We start from the raw sequence: 12,478 nt of genomic DNA, 5'->3' as shown, positions 1-12,478 counted from the left end.
TGACCGACAGGCTTCTGCATGCTACAATAAGTGGAGATTCTTCTACGTTAAATCATAGTAAAGAGGTAGTCTATATGAAAATCGAAACAAAATGCCTGCATGAAGGCTACAAGCCGGAAAACGGCGGTCCGGGCGTCATGCCGATCGTGCAGTCCACCACTTACCGCTTTGACTCGACCGCAAAGATCGCGTCCCTGTTCGATATGCCGACAGAGTGCATCTACTCGCGCTTTGCCAACCCGACCTGCGATGCGGTAGAGAAGAAGATCGCATCCCTCGAGGGCGGCGTCGGCGCGATGCTGACTTCCTCGGGTCAGGCGGCATCCCTGCTGTCCATCCTCAATCTGTGCTCGGCAGGCGACAGCTTCATCGCGGCTTCCACCATCTACGGCGGCACGATCAACCTGTTCGGCGTAACGCTCAAAAAGCTCGGCATCGAGTGCATCTGGGCGGACGCAGAGGCGAGCGAGGAGGAAGTGCAGAAGCTGTTCAAGCCCAACACCAAGGCGGTGTTCGGTGAGACGCTTGCAAATCCGGCTCTGACCGTGTTCGACATTGAAAAGTGGGCGAACATCGCGCACAAGAACAACGTGCCGCTCATCGTGGACAACACGTTCGCAACGCCGGTGCTGTGCCGACCGATCGAATGGGGCGCGGATATTGTCATCCACTCCACCACCAAGTACATGGACGGCCATGCCGTACAGGGCGGCGGCGTGATCGTGGACGGCGGCAAGTTTGACTGGGCGGCATCGGGCAAGTTCCCGGATTTCACCGAGCCGGACGAAAGCTACCACGGCGTGGTCTACACCCGCGAGTTCGGCGCGATGGCGTACATCATCAAGGCGCGTATGCAGCTGATGCGCGACTTCGGCTGCTATCCGGCGGCGCACTCGGCGTTCCTGCTCAACCTCGGTCTGGAGACCCTTCCGGTGCGTATGCGTCAGTACTGCGAGAACGCGCTGACCGTTGCCAAGTTCCTCGAGTCGAGCGACAAGATCGCATCCGTCCGCTATCCGGCACTGCCGGGCAACGAGCACTACGAGCGTGCGCAGAAGTACCTGCCGATGGGCACCTCGGGCGTTATGTCCATCGACATCAAGGGCGGTCGCGCTCCGGCGATGAAGTTCATGGACAGCCTCAAGCTGGCGTGCAATGAGGTTCATGTTGCCGACATCCGCACCTGCGTGCTGCATCCGGCGTCCGAAACCCACCGTCAGCTGACCGACGAGCAGCTGGTTGCCGCAGGCATTGAGCCGGGCATGGTGCGTATTTCGGTCGGTCTGGAGAATGTTGAGGACATTATCGCTGACCTCAAGCAGGCGCTCGACACCCTCGATTAAGACGATTTCATCGTCTTAATCGAAGAGAACGTACCGAACACGTTCGGATACGTCCCATACGAACATCGGCGCGTCGCACGGCGGCACACCGATGTTCTTTCTTGTATAAAAAGTCAGGCGCATGTCCTGACTTTTTATGAATTTCTGCGAAATTCTATTAAATGCGCGCTACGCGCAAAAAGAAAGGTTAAACTATGCGTATTCGCTCTATTGAGGCATCCGACCGCGAATTTTTTATCGACCGCTGCCATGCGTTCTATAAAACGCCTGCCTGCGACCACGAAATCCCGCAGCAGAACGCCGAACGCACGTTTGAGCTGCTCCTGCACGGCACGCCGTATGCGGACTGCCTGATTGCCGAGGACGAGAACGGACAGCCGTGCGCGTACTGTCTGCTGGCGCTCACCTGGTCGAATGAGGCGGGCGGTCTGTGCGTCTGGCTGGAGGAAATCATGGTGGATGACGAGCAGCGCGGCAAGGGCATCGGCAGCAGGATTATTGCCGCGGTGCACGAAAAGTACAACACAGCCGCGCGTTATCGTCTGGAGGTAACGGAAAGCAACGTGCGGGCAAGTGCCCTCTATCACATGCTCGGCTTTGAGGATTTGGAGTACAGGCAGATGATACTGGACACGCCGCCGCTCGGCTAAGCAGATCGTTGGTATTTTTGTCACAAACTTGTTACAAATTACCTCTTGATTTTGTGCACTAAGCGCACTATAATAAAGACATCAAAAGGAAGGAAGGTGGGTCCGATGGACAGTGAAATCCAGCAGTACGCGGGAGATATCCTTGCACATCCGCGTTTTCAGCAGCTTCGCACGTTCTGTCACCACGGACTGGACAACTCTGTGTATGACCATTCCGTTGCGGTAGCGGAAGCAGCCTGTCAGATCGCCCGCCTGATGCGTCTGTCGGAGAGCGAAACGACTTCGGTTGTCCGTGCCGCGCTGCTGCATGACTTTTTCGGCTATGACTGGCACGGCGAGCGCTTTCGTCGTTATCTGAGCCATTTTTCCGGCGTGCACCGCATTGCCCACATGCACGGGTTCATTCACGGCCACATCGCAGCCGACCGCGCCAAGCATACCTTCGGTCTGTCCGAGCGGGAGTGCGAAGCCATCGCACGGCACATGTTTCCGCTGGCGGCCATGCCGCGCACAAGAATCGCGTGGATCGTCACCGTGGCGGATAAAGCCGTGGCATCCAAGGAAATGACCGCCGCTGTCGGTGGTTACGTCTCGCACGCGTACCATAAAATTTTCGCATAAAAAAGCACCCGATCTCCATTGTGTCTGTTGGAGATCGGGTTTTTGTTATTCGTAGATGGAGTCGATCATTTCCTTTACCTCATCTACCGAAAGCGGTGCAGAAATCAGCACTTCATATTGGTCAATCATGGCAACCGCGTTGATTTGTTCCAGATTGTGCATGATGTACCATGTGGCGTTTGGTTTTTTATATTCGATAACCGGACGGCTATCCTTTTCGATGCCACCGGCACTGCCGTTTAGTGGAACTTCAATGAGTACCAAAATATTAGGACCGTTAGGGTCGGTGGGTTTTGTATAAGAACCGACAAAAGTTACTCGATCGGAGAGATAATCTTTTGTGATTTGAATTTGGGGTATGGAATACGCAGAAGGAATTTTAGTAGGTGCCATTTTCTGTTTTACACCGAATTCCGCTAAAGCGGTTTTCAAATCCGCATTGGTGATATCGAAATACTCCATAACGTGCATTTCATTCCAAGTGGACTCGGTTTTCTCTAAGTTGGTATCGGACAAATCCGTATCCGGTAAATCTTCATATCCGGGTTCAGGTACCTGTGGGTCAGCAGGCAGAGGATTTGCCTCTGAGCCGAGCGGGGCATTCGGGTCGTATTCCACCGTGTCGGTCGCATGCTCATAATTCACCGATGTACCATCCGGAAAATGCGTATAGCCATCCTCGGTGGTCTCAAAATCGTCATGTCCACTCTGGAAAAAGCCGAACGTCTCGGAATCCCACATCGCCGCATAGTCGAACGGATTGTGTCCGGTAGCCAGTGCAAATACGGTTCCTGCGGCGAAAACAGCCGCCGCGACAACAAAAACGCGGTAGCACAGCCGCCGCCCGCGGTGCGGCTTGACGAAAAATTCCTTATGGTCGGCCTTGAACTTTTTGAGTGACGCTTCTGTGTCGATTTCCGGCGCGTCCGTCTGCGTCTGCAAATACTGCTCGAGTGCAGGCAGAGCCGCATCACCGTTTTCGCAAACCGCGTCCATCAGCCGGAACAGCTCGTCAATCTGCTTAGAATCCTGCATTGTCGTCACTCCTTTCCATAAGTTCGGCGCAGTGCCGCCGTGCGCGGCTGTACTGGCTGCGGCAGGCGGTCTCGGAAATGCCGAGTTTTTCCGAAATGGTGGAATAGTCCATGTCCTCAGCGAGCCGCAGGGTAAGAATGCGCTGTTCGGACGCGGATAAGCCCTTTGGCAGCATACCGGAAAACGGTATCAGCTCGGGTTCGGCGGTACGCAGAATGTTTTCCTCAAGCGGCGTGGCCGCGTGTCTGCACTGCATGCGGTATTCACTGATGGCATTGTTTTTCAGCACGCGGAACAGCCATTTGACCGGCTGCTCGTGCTCCATCACGCTGTTTATCCTTGCCAGCAGGATGAAAAAGGTGTCGGCCACAATGTCCTCGGCAATATCGCGGCTACCGACAATGGGCAGAACGGTCTGCACCATCATCGAGTAATATTTTGTATATAATTCCTCGAAAAAGAGGATTTGCTTCTGTGTCAATTTGGTTCCCCCTCGGGTTGGAAATGATACCATTCAATTATACAACGCCTGAGCGGGATTTTCTGTGGCAAATTTTTTGAAAAAAATTCGTAGCGGTTTGTTGTCACAAAACGGCGCTCCCGGTCGTTATAATAGTATCAGGAAAATAGATTGACAGAATATGATTTTTGTTGTATACCATAGGTATGGATAGAAAAAACTGTATTTTATTATGTGGAGGGGCAATTATGACTAAGTTCAAGAAAATCGTAAGCGGCACACTCGCGGGCTGCCTGATGGCGTCCGCACTGATGATGAGCGCAGGCGCAGCAAATGTGCAGACCTATATACCGTCGGGTACGGTGCAGGCAGCTGCACAGAATACGGCGCAGACCCGCACCGCCGTAAAAATCAATCCGCAGAGCGCGGACATCTATGTAGAGGGCATTCCGGCTGCTTTCCCGAGCGAGGACGGCAAGACGGTTTACACGGCGCTGAGCTACAACGGCTCGACCTATATGCCGCTGCGCACGGTTGGCCGCTGGATGGGCAAAAATATCTCGTGGGACAGTGCATCGCGCACGGTATTCCTGTCGGGTACTACGGAAAAGTCGTATCCGTGTGCGGATGATGACGCGTACCACAAAGAAGACGTGAAATATGTCGGTGCGACCGGCACGGCTACGCTCGATAAGGGCGTGAAGGTGCTCGTGGACGGCAAACAGCAGACCTTCAAAAACCAGAAGGGCGAGACGATTTATCCGCTCTTCTACGCAAACTCCATCTATCTGCCGCTGCGCAACATCGGTGAGCTGACCGGCATGGATGTAACGTGGTACAGCGCCAAGGCGGAGAACGACGTGAATGCCATCTTCCTGCGCATGCCGCTTTCGGACAGCAAACGCGCCGAAATGGAAGCCTACGCGACGAACCTCATGAAGCAGCTGCTCGATATGCGAACGGATACGCAAAAGTTCGAGAATTGCGATTCTGCGGTGAAAAACGGCAGTTATACCGACTATGTGATTACCGATAAGGCGGCTGCTATGGCGGCTCTGGATTCCATCAAGCGCAAGGCGCAGACCATCCGCAGCGGCATGACCGAGCAGGCCAACCCGATTCGCTACTACAACAGCAGCCTGATGAACGAACTGGATTTCCTCATCAATAACGCGGATACCGTAATGGATCGTGTAAAGAACGGTCGGGTCGTGGTCGGCAGCAGCAATCCGGATACGAGCGTAGTCGATCAGACCGCCGTTATGTTCGGCGCGGATGATACCATGCTCGACTGCGAACGTATGGTTCGCATGCTGCGGCAGAATATGGACAGATTATTCTAACAGGCAAACAATAACAGGCAAACAAAAGAAGCTGAGACAAAATCTCAGCTTCTTTTTCATGTTATCCGCCGCAGACCGAGCAGGCCGTGTAACCCTGCCGCTTGGCCTCGGAAAGCGACATTGGAATCTGGCTTTTCTTCAAATACCGGCAGCCGGCGCTGTGATATTTAGAGCCGGTGTTCGTGACGTAAACCGTTTCGCTCTGGTCGTCCGAGCTGCTGTAAGCTGCCGGGACGGACGAACTGTCACTCGAGGAACCGCCGGAGGACGAACCGCTCGATGCACCTGCTTTGAGCGTATCCACCTGTTTCTGTAAATCCGCCTTCTGGCTCGTGAGCGTGTCCACCTGACTTTGCAGGCCGTTCTTCTCCTCGGTGAGCGAAGCCACCTGCGCTTTCAAACCGTCAATGGTCGGCTGGGATTCGTCCGCCTGCGCCTGCAGGTCGGAGACCGAGCCTTCCAGATGGATTACCTGCGACTGCAGGGAAGCGGTCTCGTTCATCTGCTCCGCCAGATGATGATAATAGGTGTACGATGCACCGCCTAAAACACAGTTCAGCAGCAGAGAAGCCGCGATTACAAGTGTTTTCAGCGTGTTTTTGTCAAATTTTTTGCCATCCATGGATGTCCTCGCTCCTTTCAGTCCGGTTTCATTGTATCGCCTAAAATCTGGCTGTGTAAATGCGACAGAGCGAATTGTCGATATCTGTCGAACTTATGGCAGCACTTTTGCGGCGATGTTTGTATAATTTTCGTGTCTAACATTGAAAAACAGTCGGGAAGTGTGTATAATGAAACTAACTGAAAGTATCTGAGGATATGCAAAGTTATTTCTCATTTTGGAGCGTAAAAATTTATGGCATATGAAAAAAACAGACGCCGTCCTCCGGTCGAGGATGACGGCACGCTGATCGAGGGACGCAACGCCGTCCTCGAAACGCTGCGCGCAGGCCGTGCAGTGGATAAGGTGTTTGTGGCCGAAGGCGCACACATCGGTGATGTGGCGGCAGAAGCGCGCAGGCATCGCGTTCCGGTCGTCACCTGCGACCGGCGCAAGCTGGACGGCATGAGCCCGACCGGCAACCATCAGGGCGTTATCGCACAGGCGGCGGCACAGGAGTACGTCTCGCTCGACGATATTTTCCGCGTCGCCGAGGAGCGCAGTGAGGTGCCGCTCATCGTTGTCTGCGACGGCATCGAGGACCCGCATAATCTGGGTGCGATCATCCGTTCGGCAGAGACCGCAGGTGCACACGGCGTTATCATCCCGAAGCGCAGAGCTGTCGGTCTGACCGCGGCTGTCGCTCGTTCGGCAGCGGGTGCACTCGCGTATGTCGGCGTACATAAGGCAAACAACCTTGCGTCCACGCTCGATGAACTCAAGGAACGCGGTGTATGGCTGTTCGGCGCGGAGGCTGACGGTACGGTCGGCCTGTATGACGCACCGTTTGACCGCCCGACCGCCATCATCATCGGCTCGGAAGGACAGGGGCTCAGCCGCCTGACCCGCGACAAGTGCGACTACATCGTCAGCATCCCGATGAGAGGCCGTGTCAATTCGCTGAACGCATCCAACGCGGCGGCTGTGCTGCTGTTTGAGGCGCTTCGCCGACGTACACAGGGCAATTAAGGGGGGAAGTGAACATGGATAGAAAAGACGATATGGATCTGGAATCGCTGAAAAATATGCTCAGCGACGTACCGGATACCGATGAATTTGATCTGGATTCCATCATCGCCGAGGTGTCCGGTCAGGCGCCCGCAAAGGCGGCAGAGCCAATGCCTAAGGCATCGGCAGAGCCGGAAAAGCCGGTCGAGCCGCAGCCCGCACCGGCGGCAGAGACCAAGGCAGAGGAGCCGCAGACGGCTCCCAGAAATAAGAAGGATAAAACGGCAAAGAAGGCCGCAGAGACCGCCGCCGCAGCCGCCGAACACGAGTCCGTTGAAGAAGCGCGCGAAGCGCGCATCGCGGCGCGCGAGCAGAAAATGGAAGAGCGTGAGCGCAGGACCGCGCAGAAGATCGCAGAGCGGCAGGCACGCCGCGAGGCCAAGCTGGCAGAAAAGGAAGCTGCCGAGAAGGCTGCCGAGCAGCAGGAGATCGTGGAAGAAGCTGCTGCCGAGGAAGCAAGCCGCAAGGCAAGCATCTCGCGCAAGCAGGCAAGAGCGGCACGCATTGCCGCCGATCAGGCCGAGGAAGAGGAAGATATCAAGCTGGTCGATCCCGAGGTAGCTATGCACGCGGCACGCCGCCGTTCGGGCATTCTGTCGTTCCGGTCGCTGCTGGTGCTGATCCTTGCCGCAGCTGCCGCGTATCTCAGCTTTGCACCGAGCTTTAAGGCACTGCCGCTTCCGGTCGTGCTCGATATTCTGCAGAATCCGACCATCGGCATCGGCGCACTGGCTGCTCTGCAGATCCTGGCGCTGCTGATCGGTATTGACGTGTTCGGCAACGGCTTTTCCTCGCTGCTGCATGGCCGTCCGGCACGCGGCACGCTCGTGTCGTTCGCGGCGCTGGCATCGCTGCTGCACTGTGCCTCTCTGCTGGTATTTCCGGATCAGGGCGGCGTCGCCGTACCGTACACGGCGGTTTCCATCCTTCTGCTTTACGCCGAAATGCGTGAGGCACGCGGCCGCAGTCTGGCGCAGGCGCGTTCCTATCGTGCCGTCTGCGAGGCAGAGCAGCCGCTGGCGGTTTACAGCCACTACGACAGCGATATTGACGCGTGCAATGCCGTCAAGTGCCCGCTGTACGACGCAAGCTCGTTCCTGACCGAGATCGAGCGCCCGGACACGGTTGACCGCTTCTCGCTCATCTATACGCCGATTGCACTGGCGCTCGCAATCATCCTGTCGCTGGTCGCTTCGTTCAACTGCGGCGAGCCGGTGCGCTTCTTCTGGGCGTTCTCGGCAATCCTGTCGGTGTCCGCGCCGATCGGTCTGCTGTGCGCGTTCGGCGCAAGCTACAAGAACACCGCAAGCCGCCTGCTGCGCTCGGGTGCAGCCATTGCGGGTGCGCGTCAGGCTAACCTGCTGCGCGGCACGGAGAAGGTCATGCTGCTCGAGAACGATCTGTTCCCGACCGGCTCGATCGAGCTTGAGGCCATCGACAATCTGGGCCGTATCACGGACGAGCAGATTCTCGGCTGTGCAGCCGCGCTGACCGAATCCGCCGGTCTGGAGCTGGGCCGCGTGCTGACCGATACCACGAAAGAGCGCTTCGGCATCACCTTCACCGCGCGTGACGTGCGTCTGGTCGAGGGCGGTGTAACCGGCGCTGTCGGCACCAGCCGCATCGTGCTCGGCACGGCAGCGCTCATGGTCAAGATGGGCGTTCCGATCGAATCCGGCCATAAGGGTCAGATCAACATGTATCTGGTTGTGGATAACGCGCTCGCAGGCGTGCTGACCATGCGTTACCAGACCACCAAGAATACCTATAAGGCGATGCGCCTCATGCGCCGCATGCACATGAATGCGGTCCTCGCTGTTCGTGATTTCAATATCTCTCCGGCGATGATTGAGGAGGAGTTTGACCTTCGACGCGGCTTTGCCGACCAGCCGGACCCGGCAGGCGTGGATCGTCTGCTGAATCCGAATTACGCCAAGGGCGATGCACCGGCAGCTATCCTCACCCGCGAGGGTGCCGGTCCGTTCATGCAGGTGCTCCGCGGCGCGGATAAGCTGGCGGGCGCCGTCCGTTCGGCGCTGACGCTCGGCACGTTCGCTGGCCTGCTTGGTATGCTGATCGTGTTCTACCTGCTGTACCAGAACGCCGCAGACGCGCTTCCGGTGATGAATATCCTGCTGTATCAGCTTATTTGGTACATTCCGGTGTTTATTATCACCCAGCAGACGAGATAAGACATAGAAAAAACCTCCGTATGGTTCATACGGAGGTTTTTGCGTTTTCTGGCAGTAATTAGGCGGGGGACACGAGCGGCATCAGCGGGTTTGCCCTGTCCGGGCGGCAGCCTTTTTCTCTGCACCGGCTGAGCGGGGTGCGCGAACTGCCGCAGGCGGGTTCGCCCCTGACGGGCGGCAGCCTTTTTTCAGCACCGGCTGACTGGGGTGCGCGAACTGCCGCAGGCGTGTTCGTCCCTAACGGGCGGGGAGTTTTTCGCTGAGATTCAGCGAGGGGATTCGCCGTCTGCGGACGGCGGGAACGTGCCGCTCCCCGCGGCGGGGCAAGAGGGTAGACACCAAGGTTTCTACCCTCTTAACTCCCACTTCCTTTTATTTCTTAGCCTGGCGCAGATTGCCGATATGCGACCGCTTCGAAAATAGGGGAACGGCAGTCGGGTTACCACAGCGTGTCTTTCGTGAAATATTCGCAGTTCACAGACAGCGTACTGCTACACAGACCGGAAAGTCTTCGCAGGCGCGGCATAGCAGTGCCGCGCAATTCTTTAGCGCGTTATGATAGACAGCACCTACGAGGATAAATTGTACCGAACGCTTAATCCGTAGGTGCTGTCCGCAAACTCCAGACTTACGACTTGCGCGGCACTGCTATGCCGCGCCTGCGCAGATTTAACCGTATGTGTAGCAGAACACTATCTGACCCTGCGAATAGGTTAAGAAAAACACGGAAGAAAAAATCCTCTGCCGTACCCCTTTTCGCAGCGGTCACATGTAGGCAATCTGCGCCAGACCCTCCAAGGGAAAGGTAGGAGTTCAAAGAGGAAGGAAAACCGCAGGTTGTCCTTCCTTTTTGCCCCTGCCGCGGGGCGCGGCACGTTCCCGCCGTCCGCAGACGGCGAATCCCTGCTGAGGTTCAGCGGAAAACTCTCCGCCCGTTAGGGGCGAACCCGCTAACGCAGTTCGCGTGCCCCGCTCAGCCGGTGCAGAGAAAGGAGCCGCCCCGTTAGGGCGAACCTGCTGACGCAGTTCGAGCACCCCGCTCAGCCAGTGCAGAAAACAAGTCTCGTGTTTAAGTTAAACTGTTTTTCCGATAATGCGACGGCGAAACGCCATACACAAGCCGAAACCGCTTGATAAAGTAGCTGAAATTATCAAATCCAACGCGAAACCCGACCTCCATGACCGGCAGATCGGTCTCACGGAGCAGACGCGCCGCCTGCTCGATTCGCAGGGAATTGATATGCTGGGTGAAGGTCCTTCCGAAATTATCCCGGAAAAAGGTGCTGAAATACTGCGGCGACAATCCAAACTCCGCTGCAACCGCCGACAGCGAGAGCGGTTCGGTGAAATGCTCACCGAGGTAGCCGACGATCTCCTTGAGCTGCTGCGCCTTATAGTCCGCGCCCGGGCGCATTTGATGTCCGATGAGTCTGTCGTACTGCGCGCACACCGCCACAATGCCGAGCAGCGCGGCTTTCACGGCAAGCTGACAGCCGGGCGCCTGCACCTGCCACGCGCGCACGATCTGTGCGAGCAGCGTACGGATTTCGTTCTGCCCGGGTTCACCGGCGCGAATACAGGTGCCGAATCGCAGCCGTCCCTCGGCGAGCGGCGACAGCAGCGCGAATTCGCTCTGGTCGGCGCGCGAAAACTGAAGGAAATCCGCCGCAAACACGAACGAGCGGAACTGATTTTCCCGTCCGGCGGCACGAATTTCGTGCAATTCCTCACCGGCGGCGAAGAACACATCGCCGTGCGTGCCCTCGTAGGTGTGGTCAGCGATGGTGAGCGAAACGTGGCCCGCGTCCACCGTGATGATTTCCAGCTCCGGGTGCCAGTGATAGGGGATGAAATCGCTGTCATCGGCCTCGCTGCCGTCCAGCGCGGGGTAGATCTGGAACGGAAACGCAAGTGTGCCGTGCTCTTTTTTCTCTCGGCGGGCTGCATCCATGGCGAAAATCCTTTCTGATGCACACGCTGCGTGCATACCTTAAAATCGTGTTATTACTGCTGAAGAAATTGCAAGCAATCCTTTGAATATCTGCTATAATTATAGATGAAAAAGGAAGGGAAGGCAAGAGTGCGACATAAACCAATCGTATTTTTGTTGTATCATTTGCGAGAAAATCCGCTTGGATTTTTGTGCTGAATGCCAAAGCCTTTCCGCACCGCGCCGAATCCGTTCAATGAGTGGTTGAAACTGGCTGCTATGGCGTGGTATAATGATAACAGATAGGCTGTTTTACACAGCTGAATCTGCGTGATCGGGTGGGATATACCGGTCACCGCACCAAAAAATTATTTTTTGGAGGGAATTCCTATGTACATGGATAAGCAGGTCAAGCGCGGATACAACGAGTACATCCGTCTTGACGAAGGCATCGGCAAGGATGCCATGATGGACGTTGCTCTCCTCGTGATGGAAGACGGCGACACCTGGAGCTGCGAGGAGCCTGAAAAGGAAGTTGCAGCACTGGTATTCGACGGCAAGTGCACCATCAAGTGGGAGAATGAGTCCTACGACGTAGACCGTCCGAATCCGTTCGATTACAACCCGTCCTGCCTGCACGTTTGCAAGGGCGTAAAGTTCGAGATCATCGCGCACGGTCCGTGCAACATCTACATCCAGAAGACTTTGAACGAAAAGACCTTCCCGAGCAAGATGTACAAGCCGGAAGACACCGATACCTGGGCACGCGGCAACAAGGGCGAGCTGATGGGCTGCATCAAGCGTGATGTACGCACCTGCTTCGATCTGGACAACGCGCCGTACTCCAACATGGTACTGGGCGAGGTTGTCAACCTGCCGGGCAAGTGGTCCTCTTACCCGCCGCATCATCATCCGCAGCCGGAGTGCTACTTCTACCGCTTCGACAAGCCGATGGGCTTCGGCGCTGGCTGGGGCAACGGCGAGATTTACGAGACCCATCACAACGGCCTCGCTATCATCACCGACAAGATGCACTCTCAGGTAACCGCACCGGGCTACTCCTGCTGCTACGCATGGGGCATCCGTCATCTGCCGGGCAACCCGTGGGACAAGACCCGCATCGACGACGAGGAGCACCTGTGGCTGCTTGAGGACGATGCCAACGATCATATCTGGCACTGCCCGAGCGGCAACTAAAGCCTGCCGGAGTATAGGGGGGACGCTGTCCCCCCTAT

At 56.4% G+C, this 12,478-nt stretch carries 11 protein-coding genes; 7 read left to right on the top strand and 4 right to left on the bottom strand.

Going from position 1 to position 12,478, the window contains the following annotated elements; all coding sequences use genetic code 11:
• Window positions 1-74: 74 nt before the first annotated feature.
• The 3 genes from PG722_RS06055 to PG722_RS06045 all read left to right on the top strand — a co-directional run bounded on the left by PG722_RS06055 (window position 75) and on the right by PG722_RS06045 (window position 2,614).
• The gene (locus PG722_RS06055) at window positions 75-1,343 is read left to right on the top strand and encodes an O-acetylhomoserine aminocarboxypropyltransferase/cysteine synthase family protein (protein WP_195386709.1); all 1,269 of its coding nucleotides are present in this window, start codon (window positions 75-77) and stop codon (window positions 1,341-1,343) included.
• 194 nt (window positions 1,344-1,537) lie between these two features.
• Window positions 1,538-1,993 (top strand): GNAT family N-acetyltransferase, encoded by a 456-nt coding sequence (locus tag PG722_RS06050; RefSeq protein WP_118285100.1) that lies wholly within the window; start codon window positions 1,538-1,540, stop codon window positions 1,991-1,993.
• A gap of 105 nt (window positions 1,994-2,098) precedes the next feature.
• Complete coding sequence (locus PG722_RS06045; RefSeq protein ID WP_110437311.1) at window positions 2,099-2,614, top strand: HD domain-containing protein; 516 nt, start codon at window positions 2,099-2,101, stop codon at window positions 2,612-2,614.
• Between the two features lie 45 nt (window positions 2,615-2,659).
• Here PG722_RS06045 and PG722_RS06040 read toward each other — a convergent pair whose 3' ends face one another.
• Both PG722_RS06040 and PG722_RS06035 read right to left on the bottom strand, forming a co-directional pair.
• Window positions 2,660-3,649 carry a hypothetical protein gene (locus PG722_RS06040; protein ID WP_270579966.1) on the bottom strand — a complete coding sequence of 330 codons (990 nt, stop codon included), beginning with the start codon at window positions 3,647-3,649 and terminating at the stop codon, window positions 2,660-2,662.
• The gene (locus PG722_RS06035) at window positions 3,636-4,130 is read right to left on the bottom strand and encodes an RNA polymerase sigma factor (protein ID WP_270579965.1); all 495 of its coding nucleotides are present in this window, start codon (window positions 4,128-4,130) and stop codon (window positions 3,636-3,638) included. The genes PG722_RS06040 and PG722_RS06035 overlap by 14 nt, the downstream gene beginning before the upstream one ends.
• Before the next feature lie 227 nt (window positions 4,131-4,357).
• On the opposite strand from PG722_RS06035, the gene PG722_RS06030 reads away from it, so the two are divergent.
• Window positions 4,358-5,452, top strand: coding sequence for a stalk domain-containing protein (locus PG722_RS06030; protein ID WP_270579964.1), 1,095 nt, complete (start codon window positions 4,358-4,360; stop codon window positions 5,450-5,452).
• A gap of 61 nt (window positions 5,453-5,513) precedes the next feature.
• Here PG722_RS06030 and PG722_RS06025 read toward each other — a convergent pair whose 3' ends face one another.
• Window positions 5,514-6,074, bottom strand: coding sequence for a hypothetical protein (locus PG722_RS06025; protein ID WP_270579963.1), 561 nt, complete (start codon window positions 6,072-6,074; stop codon window positions 5,514-5,516).
• Window positions 6,075-6,308: 234 nt separating this feature from the next.
• Between PG722_RS06025 and rlmB the strand changes: the two genes are divergently transcribed.
• Both rlmB and PG722_RS06015 read left to right on the top strand, forming a co-directional pair.
• The gene (rlmB, locus tag PG722_RS06020; RefSeq protein ID WP_110437307.1) at window positions 6,309-7,082 is read left to right on the top strand and encodes a 23S rRNA (guanosine(2251)-2'-O)-methyltransferase RlmB; all 774 of its coding nucleotides are present in this window, start codon (window positions 6,309-6,311) and stop codon (window positions 7,080-7,082) included.
• Window positions 7,083-7,096: 14 nt separating this feature from the next.
• Window positions 7,097-9,313 (top strand): hypothetical protein, encoded by a 2,217-nt coding sequence (locus PG722_RS06015; RefSeq protein WP_270579962.1) that lies wholly within the window; start codon window positions 7,097-7,099, stop codon window positions 9,311-9,313.
• Window positions 9,314-10,382: 1,069 nt separating this feature from the next.
• Here the strand turns inward: PG722_RS06015 and PG722_RS06010 are convergent.
• Window positions 10,383-11,264, bottom strand: a complete 882-nt coding sequence (locus PG722_RS06010) for a helix-turn-helix transcriptional regulator (protein ID WP_270579961.1) — start codon at window positions 11,262-11,264, stop codon at window positions 10,383-10,385.
• Window positions 11,265-11,633: 369 nt separating this feature from the next.
• Between PG722_RS06010 and PG722_RS06005 the strand changes: the two genes are divergently transcribed.
• Complete coding sequence (locus tag PG722_RS06005; protein ID WP_110437304.1) at window positions 11,634-12,440, top strand: 5-deoxy-glucuronate isomerase; 807 nt, start codon at window positions 11,634-11,636, stop codon at window positions 12,438-12,440.
• The last annotated feature ends 38 nt before the right edge of the window (window positions 12,441-12,478 follow it).

Origin of the sequence: Butyricicoccus sp. OF27-2pH9A (assembly GCF_027693185.1) — a bacterium.
GTDB classification, from domain to species: Bacteria; Bacillota; Clostridia; order Oscillospirales; family Butyricicoccaceae; genus Agathobaculum; species Agathobaculum butyriciproducens.
Note: the sequence above shows the minus strand (reverse complement) of the source record. Positions and strands in the feature narration are given on the sequence as shown.